Source organism: Chitinophaga sp. 01L420, assembly GCF_056399985.1.
The window spans coordinates 228,361-249,984 of the sequence record NZ_JBFTSK010000015.1 but is presented as its reverse complement, the minus strand read 5'-3'; the positions used below and the strand labels follow the sequence as shown (position 1 = coordinate 249,984).

The window sequence follows — 21,624 nt, the reverse complement described above, 5'->3', positions numbered from 1 at the left end:
CGCAATCGGAAAAGAAAAGATATAACTTTTATATTTGCTGATACCACCTGATTCGTTTCGCACTAAGCGCTTCAGAAGCATAGACATAAGAAACTGCCTATCAGGTCAGGCCATCGCAGAGTACTTCCCCGGCTGGAAAATATTTCCTCCCGGGATTCGTTTTAAACGCATATTCAAGAAATAACAGCTATAGCATGCAATTCATAAGAAAAGTTTTTATTCCCGGACATCTGTACTTATCGCTCCTGGCTTTTGCAGGCGCAGGTTTGGCAGGGATGCCTTCAGCACAGGCACAGCAAACACGCGTATATACAGACCCGGAAAAAGTATTCAAGGATGCCCAGCAATATTTCCAGCAGGAAAAATATGCGGTATCCATGCAGCTTTTCAAGCAAACAATTGATAACATCGATTATTTCCATGAAACAAACCGCGACCTGGTAAAAACAGATGCGTTCTACTATTATACCATCTGCGCACTCAAACTGCAACAGGACAATGCAGAAAAAGAGGCGCTGAGATTTCTGAAACTGGCCAATAACAACGCCCGTGAAGAACTCGTTAGCTACCAGCTGGCAAAATATTATTTCCGCCAGAATAAACTCAAAGAGGCCATTCCCCTCTATGAGAAAGCCAATATCGAAAACCTGTCCAATGCAGAAATTGCAGAAGCTAAATTCGAACTGGCCTATTGCTACTTTAACCTGAAAGACTTCAAAAAAGCACAGCCACTGTTTTCTTCTATTAAGGAAGTACCCGGCAAATACAGTCTGCCTGCCAACTACTACTATGGCTTCATCGCCTACTACAATCACCAGTACGGAGAAGCCCTCAACAGTTTCCAGAAAGTAGTGAGCGAACCTAAATACAGCAACGTAGTACCTTACTACATCGCTGAAATTTATTACTTCCAGGGCAAAACAGATCAACTGATTGCCTATACAGAACCCCTGCTGCAAAAAGGCGGTCAATACTACGAGGCTGAACTAAAACAACTGCTGGGTAAGGCTTACTTCGAAAAAAAGAACTACCAGAAAGCACTCCCTTACCTGCAGGACTTCCAGAACAATGCAGATGAAGTGAGAAATGAAGATATCTACCAGTTATCATACGCCTACTACCAAACCAATAACCTCAGTAAAGCGATTACCGGCTTCAAACAACTGAGCAGCTCAAAAGACTCGCTGGGACAAAACTCTATGTACCTGCTGGGCGACTGCTACCTGCGCACCGGTCAGAAAGCCAATGCCCGCAACGCTTTTGCCTTCTGCGCCAATAATAGCTCCAATGCACAGCAACAGGAAATTTCCCGCTTCAACTACGGTAAATTATCCTATGAACTGGGCTACCCGGATGCCGCACTCAATGAACTGACACAATTTGTAAAAACATACCCACAGTCTTCCTATAACAAAGAAGCCCGGGAAATACTGGTGAACCTTTTCATGAACAGCAACAACTATAAAGATGGTTTGGCTACGATTGAAATGATTACCGATAAAAATCCTACAGTACTGAAGGCCTACCAGAAAGTAGCCTATGGCCGTGCCACACAACTGATCAATGATCAGCAACTGGCAGAAGCCGACCGCCTGCTGGACATCGCTATCAGCAACCCATACGATCCGCAGATCAAGCAACTGGCTCATTTCTGGAAAGCAGAAATTGCCCTCCGTCAGAATAAGAACAACCAGGCTATCACTAACCTGAACGCCTATCTGAATACCACGGCGCCTGTTTCCGGTGAAGCCAACGCACAAACGGCCAGCTATAACCTGGGTTACAGTCTCCTGAAACAAAACAAATACACAGAAGCACTGCCTTATTTCGAAACCGCACAAAAAACCAGCGGCCCCAATGCACAGCGCATTGCTACCGATGCAGCCCTCCGCAGCGCCGACTGCTACTATATGCTGCGTCAATTCCCTAAAGCACTGTCGCTGTACGACCGCATCATCAACAACAACGAACCAGGCGCCGACTACGCTACCTATCAGAAAGCTGTCATCCTGGGATTGCAGGGAAAACAAGCAGAGAAACTCGCATTGCTCAAACAACTGGGTAATAAGTTCCCCACCTCCGGTTTCAATAACGAAACAGATATCGAAATCGCCAATACTTATCTCTCAGAAGAAAAATATACAGAAGCCATTCCTTTCCTGGAAAATGTATTACAAAAGCAGCCTAACGGTCCTAACGCACCAAGGGCATTGCTCAAACTGGGACTAAGCTATTATAACAAAGACAACGACAGCAAAGCATTGTCCTATTACCGCCAGGTAGTGGAAAAATTCCCGGGCTCGCCTGAAGCCAACGAAGCACTGCAAAGTATGAAGTCTATTTATGTAAGCCAGGGCAAAACCGACGACTACCTCGCCTTCCTGAAGGCCAGTGGCAGAACGGTAACGGCTACTGCGGAAGACTCCCTCACCTATGCAGCAGCAGAATCCAGGTTTACCAGCAACGACTGTGCAGGCGCTACCAACGGATTCAATAACTACATCCAGAAATATCCAAACGGTCAGTTTATCTTACCGGCTTACTTCTATAAAGCAGAATGCGCGTATAACAATAAAGACTATACGGCAGCACTGCCAGCTTACGAATTTGTATTATCCCGCAACAACAGTTTGTATGCAGAAAGATCTGCACTGCAGGCGGCTAATATCAACTTCTACCAGCAAAAAAATTATGAAAAATCACGGACCTATTACCTGCAACTGCAGGACCTGGCCACCAGCAAAGAAAACAGTCTTTCTGCCACCAGGGGATTACTCCGTAGCAACTATCAGCTGAAACACTGGGATGAAGTAACCAACTACGCCGAAATGTTACTGGCTGCTGCTAATATCAGCACCGATGATCAGATCATCGCTCATTTCTATCGTGGTAAGGCACTGCAACAGGCAAAAGATTACGCAGCTGCGCTGGCTGAATTCAAAACAGTGGCCGGCATGACAAAATCTGAAACAGGCGCAGAAGCCCGCTACAGTATCGCGGACTGCTACCTGCAACAGAATGAACTGGACGCCGCTGAAAAAGCAGGTTTTGATGTGATTAAAAATACCCCCTCCTACGAATTCTGGGTGGCTAAATCATATATTCTGCTGGGTGATGTATATACCCGTCAACAGGACTATTTCAATGCAAAAGCTACTTACCAGAGTATCGTTACCAACAGCTCTATCCCTGAACTGAAACAGGAAGCAAAAGATAAACTGGCCAAAGCAGAAGCAGAAGAAAAAGCAGCAGGTAAAAAACCGAAGAAATAACATTCATTCCGGATGTTGGAATTTTGACATTTAAGCGCAACAAAGCATGAACATTCAAACAATATATAACAAACGTACTTTCATCATCACCGCACTGGGCGCAGCCGGACTGCTGTCTTCACAAAAGACCTTCGCTCAGGAACCGCTGAAACAGGAAACGATCGACATCATTTCCACCAATCAGCCTAAACTGCGCGATGCCTACAAGCTCAATCTCACGGCGACTTTGCCGGGAATTGATACCAGCAGACCTTCGCTCAAATACCAGATACCAGCGCTGAACCTGAACTTCATGTACCAGGCCACGCCACTGAAACCACTGGCGCTGGGGAAAGACTCTCTCTCCTATCTGCAGAACAACTTCGTGAAACTGGGCTATGGTAATTTAAAAACACCTTATGTGCAGGCAGGCTTCGGTAGTGGCAGAAAGGATATGTATAACTACGGTTTATATGTAAACTATACCGGTTCCCAGGGCAAGGAAATTTCAGATCAGATCTACAGCAACCTGAATGTGCTGGCCGCCGGCACTTACCTGCTGCCTAAATTTAAATTTGACGGAAGCATTGGCTACGATCGTAATACCGTTCATTATTATGGTTATGGTCATGATACCGCCAATTATAAAAAGAAGGATACAGAACAAACCTTTAACCAGCTGACTGCCACCGTAGGCATGCAAAACCGGCCACAGAACGACTGGGCATTTACTTTTCAGCCCCAGGTGAAGTTCATTCTGTTCAATGATTCCTACAAGCGCACTGAGAATACCTTCCTGCTGAAAGCTCCTATACGCAAGCAGGTTTTTGAAGATATCTACGTAGGTGTAGAAGGTGTATTTGACCTGTCTACCTATAAACAGGATAACAACCGCGCCATCAATAATAATATAGTAGCTGTTCATCCTGCGGTAGATATCATCAAGCCAGGATTTGTATTGCATGTAGGCGTAAATCCTACCTGGACCGACAGTAAATTTTATGTATTGCCAGACATCGTGAATGAATCACACCTGGTACGCAAAAAACTGATCCTGAGCAGTGGATGGATCTCTTATTTCGAAAAGAATTCCTATCGTAACCTGGCCAACAAAAATCCTTTCCTCGCGGGCTTACCCGGCGAAATGCTGAATACCCGTGTAGAAGAAAAGTATACTGGTATCAAAGGTACTTTGGGTAGCCATTTTAACTATAATACCAAATTTGCTTCCGTTACCTGGTACAATATGCCGCTGTTTGTAAACGATAGCGCCGATACCAAGAAGTTCACCACCCGTAATGAAACCATGCTGCGTGCCTTCCAGGTACACGCCGAAGTAGGTTATATAGAAGAAGAAAAATTCCAGGCACGCGTGAGCTTCGACTGGTACAACTATAACAAACAGGAAACAGAAGTACAACCATGGCACCTGCCGGCATTCCAGGGTGATTTGTTTGCACAATATACCATCGCAAAAAAATTACACCTCAATGCAGATCTCTTTGCACTGAGTGGCAGCTATTACCTGCTTCCCAACAAAGATTTCAATAAAACCAAAGGTGCATGGGACCTGAATGCAGGCGCATCCTATGATATCAGCAAGAATTTCGGCCTCTGGGTGAATGCAAATAACATTTTCAATTCGCACTACCAGCGCTACTACCTATACCCTACTTATGGGTTCAATATTGTAGGTGGAGTACTGATTAAGTTCTGATCAGCTTTTAGCCATTAGCTTTTAGCTTTTAGCAAATGCAGCGGAGATTAATATTTGATATTCTCCGCTGCATTTGCTAAAAGCTAAAAGCTAATGGCTAAAAGCTAAAAGCTAAAAGTGGTCAAGTGCCGACAAATTCTTAACTTCCCTTTTAGCAAAAACAGCAGAAAGCACCATATCCTGCGTTCCTCTCCGCTGCATTTACTAAAAGCTAACAGCTAAAAGCATGATACTCCAACAATATATCCAGGAAGTGCTGTTTAAACAGCGGGTTTGTGTGGTACCACAGCTGGGAACTTTTTCTGTACAACATTTTCCAGCGCATTATAACTCCCAGGCACAAACGTTAACTGCTCCACGGGAGCAGGTGATCTTTACCCAGCAATGGCAGGACGATGGTTCCTGCGTGGAATGGATTGCCCTGAAAGAAAACCTGGTGCCCGCTGTAGCGCAACGCAAGCTTGAAAAATACCTGGAAGAACTGAAAGAGGGCCTGAAATCAGGTACACCACTGGTGTTRCCGGGTATTGGACAGTTGCAGGGCGACTTTGCCGGTAACATCCATTTTCACGCGGAAGAGCTGCCCATAGAAAAAGCAACATTAGACATTACACCTATTGAGCGTGCAGATACTAAACCGGCTTCTTTTACACCACCTCCTCCTCCTCCACCTGAACAAAAGCAGGCACTGGAGCCTATCATGACAGAAGAAGTGGAAGACACACTGGAAGCGGTGACAGAAGAAAGTGGATTTAAATGGTGGTGGGCAGGTATTCCTATTGCAGCCATTGTAATTGGATTGGCTGCCTGGTGGTATATTTCTGGTGGGTCTACTGCTGCACCTGACTCCGCACCTTCAGTTAATACGGATTCCATTGCACAACGGGCAACTATAGATTCCCTGAAACAGGTGGCAATAGCCGATTCTGTGGCCGCTGCAAATGCAGTACACACTTATTTTGCTGTTGTGAAAACATATAAAGATAGTAGTGCAGCGGTGCTGGCACAGAAAAAGCAGGCATCCTGGAAGAGAACATTGGTGATCTACAAAAGAGATAGTCTGTTCCGCACTGCGATTGAATTGCATGTGTTACCAGCAGATACAACGCTGCGACTCGATACCATCAGAAGTGTATTCGGAAAAAATGTATACCTGGAATACTAGTCGTCAGACTTTAATTTCTCCAGCCACAATCTCCAGCCCCTCCGCAAACGTGCGGGGCTGGTAACCCAGCTCTTTCGTCGCCTTATCTATCAGCAATCCTGTTTTCGCAGGACGGGCAGCAGGTTGCGCCAATGTTTTCGCACTGATCTTTTCTACCAGCGAGGTATCCAGGTTAAAGAATTCGGCCGTTTTGATGGCCATATCATAAGGGGTGAGTATTTCATTACCGGAGATATTAAAGAAGCCGGTAGCTTTTTTATCTGCAATCAACAAACAACCCCGCGCCAGATCATGACTGAGCGTAGGAGTACGCCACTGATCATCCACCACTTTTACTTTTTTACCCTGCTGCAAATTATTTTTTACCCAGGTAATCATGTTGTTGCGATGCGGATCTGCCACTACGCCATATACCAGCACCGTACGGACAATCGCCCACTGCGGCAGCTTGCTGTTGATGATCAGTCGCTCTGCGGCTACTTTACTGGTGCCATAATAATTGATAGGATTAACTGTAGCATCTTCACTGTAGGGGCCCTGTAAACCATCGAATACAAAATCAGTAGACAGGAAAAGGAAGAAGGCGTTGATACTTTCTGCTGCATGTACCAGGTAACGCGTAGCGCCTACGTTGGTATCCCAGCAAGCATCCTTATTTTTCTCACAATCATCTACCTGCGACATCGCACCACCATGGATAATAATATCCGGATGATGCTTTTCCACCAGCTGTTTTACACTGCCGGCATCCCGGAGGTTTACCGCCTCATAGGTATAGTTATCCCGCAGGGGAAAACGATTCGGGCCTCTGCCCGTGGCTATCACATCATATTTTCCATCTTGCAGAAAAAGCGGGATCAGATGTTGTCCCAATAATCCGTTACTACCAGTTATAAGTACCTTCATAAAGCCATATTCAAAACGCTATTTCTAAAGATAAGGAAAAAAGCAGAAAGCTTAAAGCAAAAAGCTATTGTAGCGAATGATCCTGCAAGAAATTATTTCCGCTATAATCAGTCGCTACAATAGCTTTTTGCTTTAAACTTTAAGCCCTTTGCTTTCTTTTATTTATGCATCCCGAGGTTATACATCGTAAATGCCCAGATATCCGTTGCCTCATCAATCAATTTGGAAGTAGGTTTACCTGCACCATGTCCCGCCTGTGTATCAATACGGATCAGGGCTGGATTAGGACCTGCGTTATCTGCCTGCAGTGTGGCTGCAAACTTAAAGGAGTGAGCAGGCACTACACGATCATCGTGATCTGCCGTAGTAATCAGCGTAGCCGGATAAGCAGTTCCTGGCTTCAGGTTATGCAGTGGTGAATACTGCAGGAGGTATTTAAACTGATCTGCATGATCACTGCTGCCATACTCCACTGCCCATGCCCAACCAATCGTGAACTTCTGAAAACGCAGCATATCCATTACACCTACTGCCGGCAACGCTACTTTAAACAGTTCAGGACGCTGCGTCATACAGGCGCCTACCAGGAGTCCCCCATTTGAACCACCGCGAATCGCAATCTTTGTAGGGTTGGTATATTTGCTTTTGATCAGGTATTCTGCTGCCCCAATAAAATCATTGAATACATTCTGCTTCTTATCTAGCATACCGGCTTTATGCCATGCTTCGCCGTACTCACTGCCACCACGCAGCCCTACCACTGCATAAATGCCGCCCTGTTCCATAAAATACAGGTTAGATACGCTGAAGCCCGGTGTTTGCGGAATATTGAAACCACCATATCCATAAATCAAAACGGGGTTGCTACCATTGAGCCGGATCCCCTTTTTGTAGGAAAGGAACATTGGTACGCTGGCGCCGTCTGCACTTTTAAAGAATACCTGTTTGGTTTCGTAGCTGGCAGGATTGAATTTCACATCCGCTTTATCATATAAAGCAGAAGCGCCTGTAGAGATATCATATTTATATACCGTAGGTGGTGTAACGAAAGAAGTATAGGTATAGAAGAACTCCTTATCTGCTGCTTTACCACCAAATCCGCCAGCGGTGCCAATACCGGGCAGTTTTACTTCATGTACCAGTTTACCGCTGTAATCATACTGATATACTTTGGTAGCAGCATCCTTCAGGTAAGAAAGGAATAAATTGCCGCCGCCTGTGCCGGCGCCTTGCAGTGCTTCTTTCTTTTCCGGTACAATCGTTTTCCAGTTGGCTTCCGCCGGATTGGCTGGATCAATCAGTACCACTTTATAATTAGGGGCGTTGTGATTGGTGCGCACCATCAGCTTGTCACCATCATTATCTATTACGCCCGGTTCGTAGTCGAAGCCTTTTACCAGCATGGCAAAATCCTTTTGTGTGGGATTTTGCGTATCCAGGTAGCGAAGCTCCCGGCCGGAAGTGCCTTCAGAGGTACTGAGGATGAGGAAACGCTCATCTTCCGTTACCTGTACTGTGGCGTTACGCAGGGGATGTTCATCGTCTTTATATATTAATACATCCTTTTCCTGTGTATCTCCTAATTTATGGTAGTAAACTTTCTGGAACTGGTTTTTGCCGGATAGTTTGTTTTGTTCGTCCGGTTTGTCGTAGCGGCTGTAATAGAAGCCATCACCTTTCCAGGCGAGGCCGCTGAATTTCACCCATTCCAGTTTGTCGGACAGAAGTTGTTTCGTTTCCACGTCCATGACAAAACCTTCCTGCCAGTCGGATCCTGCTTTGGCGAGCAGGTAAGCTGCATGTTTGCCGTCTTTGGAGAAAGCGATGCTGCCCAATGCGGTGGTACCGGCGGCGGAGAGCTTGTTGGGGTCCAGGAAAATTTCCGGGGTACTTCCTAAAGTGGCAGTGCGGTAAAGGATGGCCTGGTTCTGTAGTCCATCATTCTTAAAATAGTAATAATAATTACCATGTTTAACTGGCCCTCCGTTTTTCTGATAATTCCAGAGTTCTTCCAGTCGCTTCCGGATTTCCGCGCGGAAAGGGATTTTTGAGAGATAGTCCTGTGTAACCTTGTTCTGTGCTACAACCCAGGCTTGTGTTTCTTCGCTGTGATCGTTTTCGAGCCACCGGTAAGGGTCTGCTATCTTGGTACCGTGATAATCGTCTACTGTATCTACCTTTTTTGTGTCTGGATAGTTGATTGTTTGCTGTTGTCCCATTGCTTGTGATGCTATTAAACTCACGCTCATAAAGATCCACCTCCTATTGTTATTTTTTGGCATGCGTAATATTTTTTGAAAATTTTAGCTACTTTGTTTGATGGAAATTAAAAATTTAGGTTATTTCATCAGATAACAGTTAGAAAACAATTGCAAAATGTTATTTTTGTGCGCCTTTAAGATATTTTTTTAGCAATTTATATGAAAAAACTGAACAACATTGCAGTCCTTACATCGGGAGGAGATGCTCCTGGCATGAACGCCGCAGTTCGTGCAGTTGTAAGAACGGGCATTTATCATCAGCTGAATGTGTATGGCATTATGTACGGCTATAGGGGAATGTTGAAGAACGAAATTTTCCCGATGGAGTCCAAATCTGTAGCCAACATCATACAGCGCGGAGGCACCATATTGAAGACCGCCCGGTGCAAAGAGTTCTATGAATATGAAGGGCGAAAAATGGCTTACGAAAATCTGAAAAAACACAACATTGACGGGCTCGTAGTAATTGGTGGAGACGGCTCGTTCAATGGTGCGCAAAAGTTCAGCCAGGAATTTGACATTCCGTGTATAGGCTTGCCTGGTACTATTGACAAGGACATTGCAGGGACTRATTCTACTATTGGTTTTGACACAGCTGTGAATACAGCAGTAGAAGCGATAGACAAAATCAGGGACACAGCGGATGCGCATGACCGTTTATTTGTAATCGAAGTAATGGGCCGCGACGCTGGTTACATTGCATTACACAGCGGCATTTCCACCGGTGCGGAGCACATATTGCTGCCTGAACGCAAAACAGAAGTAAATGACATTATCGAAGAGCTGCAGGCGAACGAACGCCGCAGAAAACTGGTAAACCTGATTGTAGTAGCCGAAGGTGATGAAACCGGCGGTGCTACAGAAGTTGGTCGTATTATTAAAGAAAGGTGCCCTCAGTTGGATACCCGGGTAAGTATCCTTGGGCATATTCAGCGTGGTGGCGCTCCCACCTGCACAGATCGTATTCTGGCCAGCCGCCTGGGCTATGCTGCCGTAGATGCCCTCCTCGAAGGCATCCACAATGTAATGATTGGTGTTGTCAACGACAAGATCCATTACACCCCTCTTGATAAAGCTGTTAAAGCCAAACAGGAAATTGACCCCGAATGGTTTAAGATTGTTAAAATTCTTGCGAGTTAAAAAATTAGACTTATGAGTACAAAGGATCTTTCGAAATACTATCACAAGCAGATGGATAATGCTGCGGGTAGAGAACACTCTTCGCACAAAACAAAAATCGTGGCTACCGTAGGGCCAGCGTGTGATACCTATGATGGACTGCTGACATTGGTAAAAGCTGGTGTTAACGTATTCCGCCTCAACTTTTCTCATGGATCTCATGAAGACAAAGCGAGGATCATTGAATATATCCGTCAAATCAACAAAACCGAACCTTACACCGTAGCTATCCTGGCCGATTTACAGGGCCCGAAGCTCCGTGTAGGTGAAATCGAAAACAATGCCCTGCCGTTGAAGAAAGGTGATATCCTCACTTTCGTGAACGAGAAGCTGGTAGGCAACATGGAAAAAATTTACGTTTCCTATCCCGACCTGTACAAAGATCTTAAAGTTGGCCAGAAAATTTTGCTGGACGACGGTAAAATTGAAACAGTAGTAAAAGAAATCACTGCCAACGGCGAAATCAAAGCAGAAGTTTCATTACCAGGTGTATTGTCTTCCAAAAAAGGCTTCAACCTCCCAGATACCAAAATATCTCTGCCAGCACTGACAGATAAAGATATTGTGGATCTGGAATTCATCATTGATCACGAATGTGACTGGGTGGCATTGTCTTTCGTAAGAAGCGTAAAAGATCTCGCTGTATTGCGCAAACGTCTGGAAGCACGCAATTCTAAAATGAAGGTGATCTCTAAAATCGAGAAACCAGAAGCGATCCAGAACCTGAAAGAAATTATCTGGGAAAGTGATGGCGTGATGATTGCCCGTGGTGACCTCGGTGTAGAACTGCCGGTAGAGCAGATCCCGATGATCCAGAAAGACATCATCCGCAAGTGTATTCACCGTGCAAAACCTGTTATTGTTGCTACACAAATGATGGAAAGCATGATGGACCGCACCCGTCCTAACCGTAGTGAAATTACCGACGTTGCCAACGCTGTACTGGAAGGTGCGGATGCAGTAATGCTCAGCGGTGAAACAGCTACCGGTATGTTCCCTGAACTGGTGATTCAAACCATGAACAAAATCATCCAGGAAGTGGAAAAAGAAGCGATCATCTACAACCGTAACCTGATCCCTCACCGTCACTCTCCTACCTTCCTCAGCGATGCACTCTGCTACAATGCATGTAAAATTGCGGAAGACCTGGATGCAGATGCCCTCATCGGTATGACCCAGAGCGGCTACACCGGCTTTATGCTGAGTAGCTACCGCCCACGCAGCCCACTCTTTATCTTCACCAAAGAAAGATCACTGGTGAATCAGCTGAGCCTCAGCTGGGGTGTTCGCGCTTTCTACTACGAAGAAGAAGAAAGTCTCGATGATATCGTTTTCGATCAGATCAACATCCTGAAAGAAAGAGGTTTCATTAAAACAGGTGATGTAGCCGTTAACACCGGTAGCACTCCCGTGAAACAACACTTACCAACAAATATGCTGAAAATTACGAAGGTTGACTAAGCTATTAGCTTTTAGCAGTTAGCTTTTAGTAAATGCAGCAAAGACAATAATTTGTACAGCCATTGGCTGTTAGCTAATTCCATTTAGCAAAAAATGCAACGGAGATTAAGTACCAAACTTAATCTCCGTTGCATTTTCACATAAAACCTAATATGTCCTCTCCGCTGCATTTACTAAAAGCTAACTGCTAAAAGCTAATAGCCATTCACTATACAGACTTGTCTGTTTGTAAAATAATCCCTAATATTGCCTCATGAAAGAACAGGGCGCCAAAGAAAGAATTTTGAATACTGCCAGCGAGTTGTTTTACCAACAGGGCTACCTGGCCACTGGCATTAACCAGATCATTGAAGAAGCAGGTATCGCCAAAGCCAGTCTGTATCAGCATTTCCCCTCCAAAGAGGCGTTGCTGACAGAATACCTGCTGAGAACCCGGCTCAGCAGACTGGAAGAGCGAACACAATTCCTGGAAGATATGGCACCAGGCAAGGAAAAGCTGTTGGGACTGTATGAATACCGCCTGCAACACATGCAAAGCAATCAATTCAAAGGTTGCGCCTTTATTCGTATCGCCTATGAATTACCTGGACTCAATGAAGATGCGCTCCTCCAGGTACAAACACATACCCAAAGCCTGCGATCATTTATAGCAGAACAATTACAGGTGATAAAAGATCCATTCCCTGCGGATGAATTAAATGAGATGACAGACATGCTGCTGAACCTTTACGAAGGCGCCGGCCTGCAGGGATATACGCAAAAGTCCGCTAAGCCAATGGAAAATACCAAGAAAGTGGTGCTAAAACTGCTGACCACTTTGTAAGGCCGAGCCCTCCAACGGCGATCCATCATTAACAATTATTCAACAATCATCTAAGCAAGTCAAAAATTTTATCTATATGAAAACAGACCAGTCTGTATATATAGCTCAGCCAGTTGTAAATCCATGGCTTTCCCTGGCTGTCATCCTGCTGGCACCACTGATCACGGTGATAGACATCTTCATCGTTAACATCAGCGCACCGGCCATCAAAGCCTATTTTCACAGCACGGATGCCGCCCTGGAACTGGTGATAGCTTCTTATTTGCTGGGATACGCCGTATTCCTGATTACCGGCAGCCGCACCGGCGATTACCTCGGCAAGAAAAAAGTGTTTATTGCCGGACTGGCCGCATTCACTATCACCTCCGCCATGTGCGGCTTTGCCAGCTCCATGGAAATGCTCATCATCTCCCGGTTGTTGCAAGGCATGGCAGCCGCCTTTACCGTACCGCAAACCATTACGCTGATCCAACTGAACTTCCATTCGCCGGCAGACAGGGACAAGGCATATGGACTATACGGGATATCACTGGGCACAGGTGCTACCATCGGGCAATTTCTGGGTGGATACTTCATTTCTTCCCACCTGATTACAGATGGCTGGCGTTTAATCTTCCTGGTCAACCTGCCGGTAGGCATCATGGCCATGATACTTGCTTATTATTTTGTGCAGGAATCTGAGCAAAATAAATCCACCCGCTTTGATGTGCCGGGCATCATTTTGCTCACATTAGCATTATCTCTCCTGATATACCCTATTATACAGGGCTCCGAGCTGGGCTGGCCGGTATGGACAATAGGCATGTTGATAGCAGCAGTAATACTGCTGGTTATTTTTGTAGGATATCAATACAGGTTAGGCAAACAACAGCGTGATCCGCTGGTCCCGATGGAACTCTTTCGTATCCGGAGTTTTAACACCGGCATCATTAGTGTATTATTTTTCTTTGGGGTCAATACCGCTTATATTTTTACGGTATCTATCTACTTTCAGAATGGCTTTCACATATCTCCTTTCACGGCAGGCAAATATTTCGTGCTGCAAACCATTTCCTACCTACTGGCTTCTTTATGGTCCATCAAAAATGCAGTACGCTTTCGCATCCGCTTATTACAGGTCGCCTGTTTGTTGATGATGATCTCTTTTATCGGGCAGTTAATATTATTTTGGGGAGATGAGATAACGCCCTGGGAAATTATTCCCTGTTTGATCATATACGGCAGTGGTTCCGGTTTACTGATGCCTTCTTTATTGAAGGTAGCAATGTGGGATATACCAGCCGCCAAAGCAGGAGCAGCCAGCGGCGTATATTCTACGATTCAGCAAATTGCTTCTGCTTTGGGAGTGAGTGTATTGGGTGGTATTTTTCTTTACCTGGCCCGCACTTCCGGTAACTATTATATGGCTTATAAAGTAGCACTATATTGTATGATGGGCTACCTGTTAGTTGTAATATGGATGCTCAACCGGGTTAAGCGCTGAGCACTCCTTTTGCTTTTTTATAAGTAGTCAGATAAATGATCAGTGCCACTGTAATTAAAGCAGTACCAGCTATACATACACCATTCCATTGCGCTACTGACCATACCCACAATCCAATGCCGGAGCCCAGCGAGGTACCAATAAAACTGGCGGTCATAAACACCGTGTTCAAACGGTTCCTTGCTTCCGGCAACAGGGTGTAGATACGGGTTTGATTGGATACATGGATGCCCTGTAAACCAAGATCAATGGCAATGATGCCGATGATAATACCGATAATATTTGTTTGGAATGCATAAAACAGGAAGTAGCCCAGGAATAAAAAAATGATGCCATACCCAATGGCTATACGTGGATTTTTTTTATCAGCAATCCGTCCTACCAGCGGAGCACCCAGCGCACCTGCAGCGGCGGCGAGTCCCATGAGTCCTATTTGCTCACTCGTATACTTGAAGGGAGCACCGGATAACAGGAATACCACAGTAGTCCAGAACATGCCGAACATAGCAAAGCAACACGCATTGATGGCAGAAGCCTCCCTTAACATGGGCTGCTCTTTGATCAGTGTGAGTAATGATTTCATCAGATCACCGTAAGTGCCACTGAAATTAGGTTTGCTGGAAGGGAAAGAAGTGATCATAATTACTGCCAGCAGTGCGCTGATACCCGCTGCTATCAAGAACATGGCGCGCCAGCCAAAGTGATGACCCACCACACCGCTCAGGGTACGCGATAATAATATGCCCACCAGTAAGCCACTCATGATCGTTCCTATCACTTTACCACGACTGGCAGGATCTGAAAGATTGGCTGCCAGCGGCAATATCAGCTGAGGAACTACGGAAGTAAAACCAATCATCAGGCCGGTAATTTTCAACATCGTAATATTGACAGATTTTGCCGCAGCAATCAGCGCTACCACAGCTGCCAGTGTCATTACTACTATCTGGCCTTTTCTCTCCAGCTTATCTCCCAAAGGCACGCAAAATAACAACCCCAACGCATAGCCTACCTGTGTAAAAAAAGTTACCTGTCCCGCGTTGCTTTCACTCACACCGAATTCGTCACTCATCAACACCAGCAAAGGCTGGCTATAATAAATATTAGCAACAATCAACCCTGTACAAAGGGCCATAATCAATATATTCCATCTGCTGAGCGCCATAAAGTCAGTTTGTTTTTTAGCAATGCAAAGATAGCAATTCGCTTTTAGGACTTTGCTTTTAGTGGAAAACGGTAAATTTGTGTGACTATTTACTAAAAGCTACAGAGTATGTTTACAAGCATCAATCCATTTACACAGGAAACCATTGCTGAATATACAGCACACACGCCATCAGAGATAGAACAGAAATTACAGCTGGGACACAAAGCCTGGCAGCAATTACTGGAAGAGCCGCTGGAGCAACGCCGGCAGTGGATGATGCAGGTAGCACAGTCCATGAAGGATCAGGTAGATATCCATGCAGCACTGATTACGCAGGAAATGGGCAAAACGCTGAAAGAAGCAAGAGCAGAAGTATTAAAGTGTGCTACCTCCGCTGAATATTATGCAGAAAACATAGCCGAAATGTTACAGCATAAACCCATCCGTTCCGATGCCTATAAAAGCTATGTTTCTTATGAATCGAAAGGTATCGTGCTGGCGATTATGCCGTGGAATTTCCCTTATTGGCAGGTATTCCGTTTTGCTATTCCCAATATACTCGCAGGTAATACCGGCTTACTGAAACATGCCAGTAACGTAAGTGGTTGCGCACTCGCTATAGAAAAATTATTTTCGGAAAGCAATTTTCCGGCCGGCACTTTCCAGTCGGTACTGGTATCTTCCAAAGATATAGAACCTATCATCGCAGATCCCCGTGTACAGGGCGTTACCCTCACCGGTAGTACGCCGGCAGGTAAAAGTGTGGCAGCACTGGCAGGCAAGTATATCAAAAAAACGGTGCTGGAACTGGGCGGCAGCGATCCTTTCATTGTATTGAAAGACGCCGACCTGGAAGCCGCCGCCAAAACCGCGGTTCAGGGGCGCATGCAAAACGCGGGGCAATCCTGTATTGCCGCCAAACGCTGGATTGTGGAAAAAGAAATTGTACCCGCTTTTACAACGGCGGTAAAACGCATTATCGAGGAACTGAAACAGGGCGACCCTACCCAGGAAAGCACTACCATGGGGCCTATGGCTCGTCCTGACCTGGCAGACGACCTGGCCAGACAGCTGCAGGAAAGTATCAGTCAGGGTGCCATACTGGAGTTGGGTGGCACGCATGAAGGCTGTAACTTTGCTCCCACCCTGCTGACAGGGGTGACTAATCAGATGACAGCATTTAAAGAAGAAACATTCGGGCCACTGGCCGTTATCATAGAAGCCGCTGACGAAGCCCATGCCATTGCCCTTGCCAATGAAACAGAATTTGGTTTAGGCGCTGCCCTGTGGACCAGCGACCTGGATAAAGCTGCCCGGCTGGCTACGCAAATAGAAAGCGGCAACGTATTTATTAATGCCATGGTTCGCTCAGATGCACGCCTGCCCTTTGGTGGCGTAAAACAATCGGGCTATGGACGCGAACTATCACTGGAAGGCACACACGAATTTTTGAACGTAAAGACTGTTTATATACAACAATAAAGCTGTTAGCCATTAGCTTTTAGCTTTTAGAAAATGCAGCGGAGACAAACATATGATGATATCCGCTGCATTTTCTAAAAGCTAAAAGCTAACAGCTAACAGCTAAAAAGCACTGTAATGACCACTTCTCTGAAACGCGACCGCTACACTCCCTATATTAGTTTCTCCCGGAAAGAATGGGCAGAAAGAAGCGGTGATGCTTTGCTGCAAATGCAGGACTATGACCTGGAAGCGCTGCATGGCATGAACGAACCACTCACACAGGAAGAAATTACCCAGGTATATCTTCCACTCGCACATCTATTGAATTTATATGTAACCGCTTCACAACAGTTACATAACGCTACCAGTAATTTCCTCAGCAGCCAGGTACACAAAGTACCTTACATCATTGGCATTGCCGGAAGCGTGGCCGTAGGAAAAAGTACCACCGCCAGAGTATTGCAGAAACTCTTGCAGGCATGGCCTAACCATCCAAGAGTAGACCTGGTCACCACAGATGGTTTTCTATATCCCAACAAAGTGTTGGATGCCAATAATATCATGACCCGCAAGGGCTTTCCCGAAAGCTATGATATCAAAAGACTGATCCATTTTCTGGCAGATGTAAAATCAGGCAAAGAAAAGGTAGCAGCGCCCTTATACTCCCATCTTGAGTACGATGTATTACCCGGGCAGTTACAGTGGATAGAACAGCCTGATATTGTGATTGTAGAGGGCGTGAATGTGTTGCAGGTACGTCATCGCCAACAGCAGAAAGATCCTGCCGTTTTCGTATCCGACTTCTTCGACTTTAGTATTTATGTGGATGCCGCAGAAAAAGATATCCGCAAATGGTACATCGCCCGCTTTGAATCGCTCCGTATGACCGCCTTTCAGAATCCCGAATCTTTTTTCCACCGGTATGCTCATCTCTCTGATACCGCCACAGTGGAATTAGCCACTCAGATATGGGATGATATCAACAAACCTAACCTGGAACAAAATATTGCGCCTACCCGCTACCGCGCAAGCCTCATCCTGGAAAAAGGACATCATCATTTTGTTCAGTCCATTCAACTGAGAAAAACTTAATGTCAGGTACCACTAAGATTCGTGAGCAGCTGCAGGCATTGCTAAAAGAACCCATGGTTCATTGGGAACAATTTGAGGCTATCCTGCAGCCCGTCTCTTTCCTCGCTGGAGATTATCTTTCAGAAGCCGGAAAAACCGCCAACGCCGTTTTCTTTATTGAAACGGGTATTGTCAGAGTATACACCGTTCATGAAGGCAAGGATATCAGTATGGATTTTGCCTTTCCCGGCGCTTTTACCACTTCTTATGCCTCTTTCATTACGAGGCAGCCGGCTGCGGTAAATTTGCAGGCTATTACACCGGTAACCGGCTACGCCTTTCATTATCATGACCTGCACCACTTATATGCCAGCTCTCATCAATCTGAGCGGATCGGTCGTCTTATGGCAGAATACCAATACCTGAGCAAATACAACCGGGAGCTGTCCTTCCTTCAGTTTACTGCCCAGGAAAGATATGCGCGGCTACTGCAGGAACATCCGGAAGTAGTACAGCACATATCTATTAAACAAATTGCTTCCTATCTGGGCATCGAGCCGGAAAGTCTTAGTCGCATCCGTAAAAATATGAGTACACCGGATTAACTAACATTTGTTAGTGTCATTTGGGAAGAAGATGATGACATTTGTATTCTAAAAAATACACACATGGCATTCTTTTCCGGTTTATGCAGTATCGCTCTTTTGCTGCTGGCTATTGGCTATATCTTTTCTGTTTCGGCGTTGCAGCTGCTGTCATTCGATGCACGTATATCCGCTGCCGTTATGTTTCTGATGATCGGCTTCTTCCATTTGCTGAAGCCCGGCAAACTCATTTATATGATTGAAGGATGGTTTCCCTTCCCCCGTTTTCTAATCTTGTTTACCGGCATACTGGAAATGCTGCTGGGAGCAGGTTTATTATTTCCTGCCACACAATACTATGCCGGCTGGGGATTAATGATACTGCTGGTGGGCATGTTTCCCGCTAATATCCGCGTGGCGGTACAACAATTACCTGCTCCCGGCGGACTACCTGCCAAACCCTGGTATACCTGGAGCCGGTTAGCATTTCAGCCACTCTACATTTTATGGATATGGTGGGCAATTAATTAATAACTTTATTCCATTCTTCAAAATTTGCTACACCATGCGCATACAATTTTTACGCAATGCTACATTGCTATTAGAATGGAATAACAAGCGGATACTGGTAGACCCTATGCTAGGCGCGAAAGACAGTATGGATACCGTTCCCAATGCGGCAAACACCATCCGCAACCCCATGACGGAACTTCCTATGAATGAATCCGAACTGAAACAACTGCTGTCTTCTTTAGACGCGATCCTTGTCACCCATCGCCACAGGGATCACTGGGATGTTACTGCACAGACCATTTTACCGAAACAACTGCCGGTATTCTGTCAGCCGGAAGATGTAACGGCATTGGCAGAACAAGGTTTCACACAGGTAATACCTGTTCATACGTCCGTTAACTGGGAAAATACCACTATCAGCCGTACCGGCGGACAACATGGCACCGGAGAAATCGGTAAGATGATGGCGCCCGTGTCCGGCTTTGTGTTACAGGACGAACACACCACTTTATATATTGCCGGAGATACCATCTGGTGTGAAGAAGTGAATACCGCGATGGATACTTTCCAACCGGATTATGTAGTTGTAAATGCCGGCGCTGCACAATTCCTGCAGGGAGATCCTATTACCATGACTGCGACTGATGTGATTAAAACCATTCAGCATCCTGCACAGAGCAAAGTGATGGCGGTACATATGGGCGCCATCAATCATTGTTTTCTGAGCCGGGAAGTATTGAGAGCAGAAGTTAGCGCTGCAGGCTTGTCAGCACTTATTCCGGAACAAGGCGAGTGGATTAGTCCAGAGTAGGAAAGGTATGACTACTGCTGTTAGATCCAAAACTATTTGTTTGTCTGCCATCATGAAACTTTAAAAAAATGCTGGTCAAATATATTTCTTCGAAAACAAAATGCTTTCATCATGAGTGAGAAATTTCGCAAAAAAATGCAGGAGGTTTTTATACTCGATGATTTTGAAGCAATGAAAACGCTGGTGACCGATGGCGCCGACGTAAATTCAGTCGATGCCCGGGATGGTAGCCCGATCCTTCAACGAGCTGTGATTGAAAACAAAAAGGCCATAATCGATTTTCTAATAGCCCATCATGTCGATGTAAACAAGGCTGATCGAAGAGGGATGACAGCGCTTCACTATGCTGCCCTGTATAAATTTATTGATATCGCGGAAACCCTGATCGATGCCGGCGCACCAATAGATATAACTGATCAGTCCGGAAATACGCCTTTGGCATACGCTATAAGCGACAAACGGGAAGGATACCTCGAAATGATAAAATTATTAATTGATCACGGGGCAAATACTGACATCAAAACCAGGGATGGCAGATCGATGCTTGAATTTTATGGAATTTCATTAACAGATATCTAACCGTTTAAAAACGGCACAGGCATAATAATTCAAAAAAAGGGGCTGTCTCTGAAAATGAGACAGCCCCTTTTGCATAATAATGTCGGGAGTTATTACACCCATTCATTAACATGTTTTGCGTTGCCCATGCTAACTTCACGGGCTGAAATGGTAAAGGAGATGACCATTGGGTTTTTGTTTTCGTAGTCGAAAGACTCTTCAAACTTAACCAGGTAACCTTCTTTAAATTCCAAAGTTTTCAGTTTGGAATCAGTGTCTCTTTTGTAGAAGGTGATGGAACCATCTTTGCGTTCAAAGTTGTTTACCATCCACTCAAAGAGTTCTGTTTTTCCGGTAGATTCTACCGTCAGCTTAATACGTCCGCCACGGGTAATTGCCGATGGGCGTCCTGTAGCATCTGTTTCCTGTGTGAGATCGTAGGCGACATGCTGTACATTGTACTCTTCACCGCCTGCTGTGAATTTTGCCTTGAAGGACATGTGGGTTAATTTTTAAGGTTACAATAAAGAAAAAATAATTAGGATTTATTTATGTATTTATAAGTCCCAAATATAGGATGAAATTTTTCAATAGTCAAGAGTCCTAACAAATAATTTTAATTCCAATATCTATCGTCAATATAGCCATCAAAGTTAGTGTGAACGACTGTTCAGCAACATCATTTGTCTGCAGTTATCAAGATCCCTGCTCTTGCTTTCTACCTTCGCATTCAGGTCCGCCACTTGCATTTTCAGGTCTGCAATACTTTGCTGCGCATTTTGTAATTCACGCAGTTGTTGCTTGGTTTGTTGCAGTGACAAGCAGTTCTGCACAATATTATCATAAAGTCCATAATGCGTTACGGCATCTTTGGGAATGGAATTACGCATATCAGCCAGGGAAGCGGCTATTACCTGATCCATATAATTAGCGTTCTGATTAGGAAGATTAATGGAATCGAGGTTATGTTTTACCTTTTCCAGCTTCTGCAGGAACTCTGTCTGGAAGGCCTGTTCCTGTCTGAATGAACTCAGTTCTTTACGCAGGGAAGCATTTTCCCTGGCAGGTACCTGGTAATTAAAGAATACGGCTAACACAAACAAGGCGACTGTTATGATAAAAAATAACAGGAACCATATAAAGGAAATACTTCTTTCCTGCCTGTTTAATACTTGCATACTACGAAATGATTTTTTTGATTGAATTTATCGGGATACGAAATATGTTGTT

Annotated in this window: 18 protein-coding genes; 13 read left to right on the top strand and 5 right to left on the bottom strand. The window is 45.1% G+C overall.

Annotated elements, in window-relative coordinates; genetic code table 11:
• The first annotated feature begins 194 nt into the window (after window positions 1-194).
• The 3 genes from AC1DP6_RS17070 (at window position 195) to AC1DP6_RS17060 (ending at window position 6,133) form a co-directional block, all read left to right on the top strand.
• Entirely contained in the window at window positions 195-3,272 is a 3,078-nt protein-coding gene (locus AC1DP6_RS17070; protein WP_477055908.1) for a tetratricopeptide repeat protein, read from the top strand.
• A 46-nt stretch (window positions 3,273-3,318) separates the two neighbouring features.
• A complete protein-coding gene (locus AC1DP6_RS17065; protein ID WP_477055907.1) occupies window positions 3,319-4,968 on the top strand; it encodes a hypothetical protein in 1,650 nt (549 codons plus the stop codon).
• A gap of 226 nt (window positions 4,969-5,194) precedes the next feature.
• On the top strand, window positions 5,195-6,133 hold the full coding sequence (locus AC1DP6_RS17060) for an HU domain-containing protein (RefSeq protein ID WP_477055906.1): 939 nt from the start codon (window positions 5,195-5,197) through the stop codon (window positions 6,131-6,133).
• 3 nt (window positions 6,134-6,136) lie between these two features.
• On the opposite strand, the gene AC1DP6_RS17055 is transcribed toward AC1DP6_RS17060, so the two are convergent.
• Window positions 6,137-7,039 carry an SDR family oxidoreductase gene (locus AC1DP6_RS17055; RefSeq protein WP_477055905.1) on the bottom strand — a complete coding sequence of 301 codons (903 nt, stop codon included), beginning with the start codon at window positions 7,037-7,039 and terminating at the stop codon, window positions 6,137-6,139.
• Window positions 7,040-7,197: 158 nt separating this feature from the next.
• Complete coding sequence (locus AC1DP6_RS17050) at window positions 7,198-9,321, bottom strand: prolyl oligopeptidase family serine peptidase (RefSeq protein ID WP_477055904.1); 2,124 nt, start codon at window positions 9,319-9,321, stop codon at window positions 7,198-7,200.
• A 138-nt stretch (window positions 9,322-9,459) separates the two neighbouring features.
• Here AC1DP6_RS17050 and pfkA point away from each other — a divergent pair, with 138 nt between their 5' ends.
• From pfkA to AC1DP6_RS17030, 4 genes are all read left to right on the top strand, one after another.
• Entirely contained in the window at window positions 9,460-10,440 is a 981-nt protein-coding gene (gene pfkA, locus AC1DP6_RS17045) for a 6-phosphofructokinase (RefSeq protein WP_477055903.1), read from the top strand.
• Window positions 10,441-10,452: 12 nt separating this feature from the next.
• A complete protein-coding gene (pyk, locus tag AC1DP6_RS17040; protein WP_477055902.1) occupies window positions 10,453-11,940 on the top strand; it encodes a pyruvate kinase in 1,488 nt (495 codons plus the stop codon).
• Between the two features lie 253 nt (window positions 11,941-12,193).
• Window positions 12,194-12,763, top strand: coding sequence for a TetR/AcrR family transcriptional regulator (locus AC1DP6_RS17035; RefSeq protein ID WP_477055901.1), 570 nt, complete (start codon window positions 12,194-12,196; stop codon window positions 12,761-12,763).
• Between the two features lie 76 nt (window positions 12,764-12,839).
• Window positions 12,840-14,246 carry an MFS transporter gene (locus tag AC1DP6_RS17030; RefSeq protein WP_477055900.1) on the top strand — a complete coding sequence of 469 codons (1,407 nt, stop codon included), beginning with the start codon at window positions 12,840-12,842 and terminating at the stop codon, window positions 14,244-14,246.
• Here AC1DP6_RS17030 and AC1DP6_RS17025 read toward each other — a convergent pair.
• Window positions 14,236-15,411, bottom strand: coding sequence for an MFS transporter (locus tag AC1DP6_RS17025; protein ID WP_477055899.1), 1,176 nt, complete (start codon window positions 15,409-15,411; stop codon window positions 14,236-14,238). The two genes, AC1DP6_RS17030 and AC1DP6_RS17025, sit on opposite strands and share 11 nt — an antisense overlap.
• A 108-nt stretch (window positions 15,412-15,519) precedes the next feature.
• Between AC1DP6_RS17025 and AC1DP6_RS17020 the strand changes: the two genes are divergently transcribed.
• From AC1DP6_RS17020 to AC1DP6_RS16995, 6 genes are all read left to right on the top strand, one after another.
• Window positions 15,520-16,875, top strand: a complete 1,356-nt coding sequence (locus AC1DP6_RS17020; protein ID WP_477055898.1) for an NAD-dependent succinate-semialdehyde dehydrogenase — start codon at window positions 15,520-15,522, stop codon at window positions 16,873-16,875.
• A gap of 117 nt (window positions 16,876-16,992) precedes the next feature.
• On the top strand, window positions 16,993-17,949 hold the full coding sequence (gene coaA, locus AC1DP6_RS17015) for a type I pantothenate kinase (RefSeq protein WP_477055897.1): 957 nt from the start codon (window positions 16,993-16,995) through the stop codon (window positions 17,947-17,949).
• A complete protein-coding gene (locus AC1DP6_RS17010) occupies window positions 17,949-18,533 on the top strand; it encodes a Crp/Fnr family transcriptional regulator (protein WP_477055896.1) in 585 nt (194 codons plus the stop codon). Before coaA ends, AC1DP6_RS17010 begins: the two co-directional genes overlap by 1 nt.
• A 63-nt stretch (window positions 18,534-18,596) precedes the next feature.
• Window positions 18,597-19,043, top strand: a complete 447-nt coding sequence (locus AC1DP6_RS17005; protein ID WP_477055895.1) for a DoxX family protein — start codon at window positions 18,597-18,599, stop codon at window positions 19,041-19,043.
• Window positions 19,044-19,077: 34 nt separating this feature from the next.
• Complete coding sequence (locus AC1DP6_RS17000; protein ID WP_477055894.1) at window positions 19,078-19,836, top strand: MBL fold metallo-hydrolase; 759 nt, start codon at window positions 19,078-19,080, stop codon at window positions 19,834-19,836.
• Between the two features lie 111 nt (window positions 19,837-19,947).
• Window positions 19,948-20,415, top strand: coding sequence for an ankyrin repeat domain-containing protein (locus AC1DP6_RS16995; RefSeq protein WP_477055893.1), 468 nt, complete (start codon window positions 19,948-19,950; stop codon window positions 20,413-20,415).
• 92 nt (window positions 20,416-20,507) lie between these two features.
• Here the strand turns inward: AC1DP6_RS16995 and tssD are convergent, their stop codons facing one another.
• Window positions 20,508-20,894, bottom strand: coding sequence for a type VI secretion system tube protein TssD (gene tssD, locus AC1DP6_RS16990; RefSeq protein ID WP_441574615.1), 387 nt, complete (start codon window positions 20,892-20,894; stop codon window positions 20,508-20,510).
• Between the two features lie 153 nt (window positions 20,895-21,047).
• The gene (tssO, locus tag AC1DP6_RS16985) at window positions 21,048-21,572 is read right to left on the bottom strand and encodes a type VI secretion system TssO (RefSeq protein WP_477025904.1); all 525 of its coding nucleotides are present in this window, start codon (window positions 21,570-21,572) and stop codon (window positions 21,048-21,050) included.
• Between the last annotated feature and the right edge of the window lie 52 nt (window positions 21,573-21,624).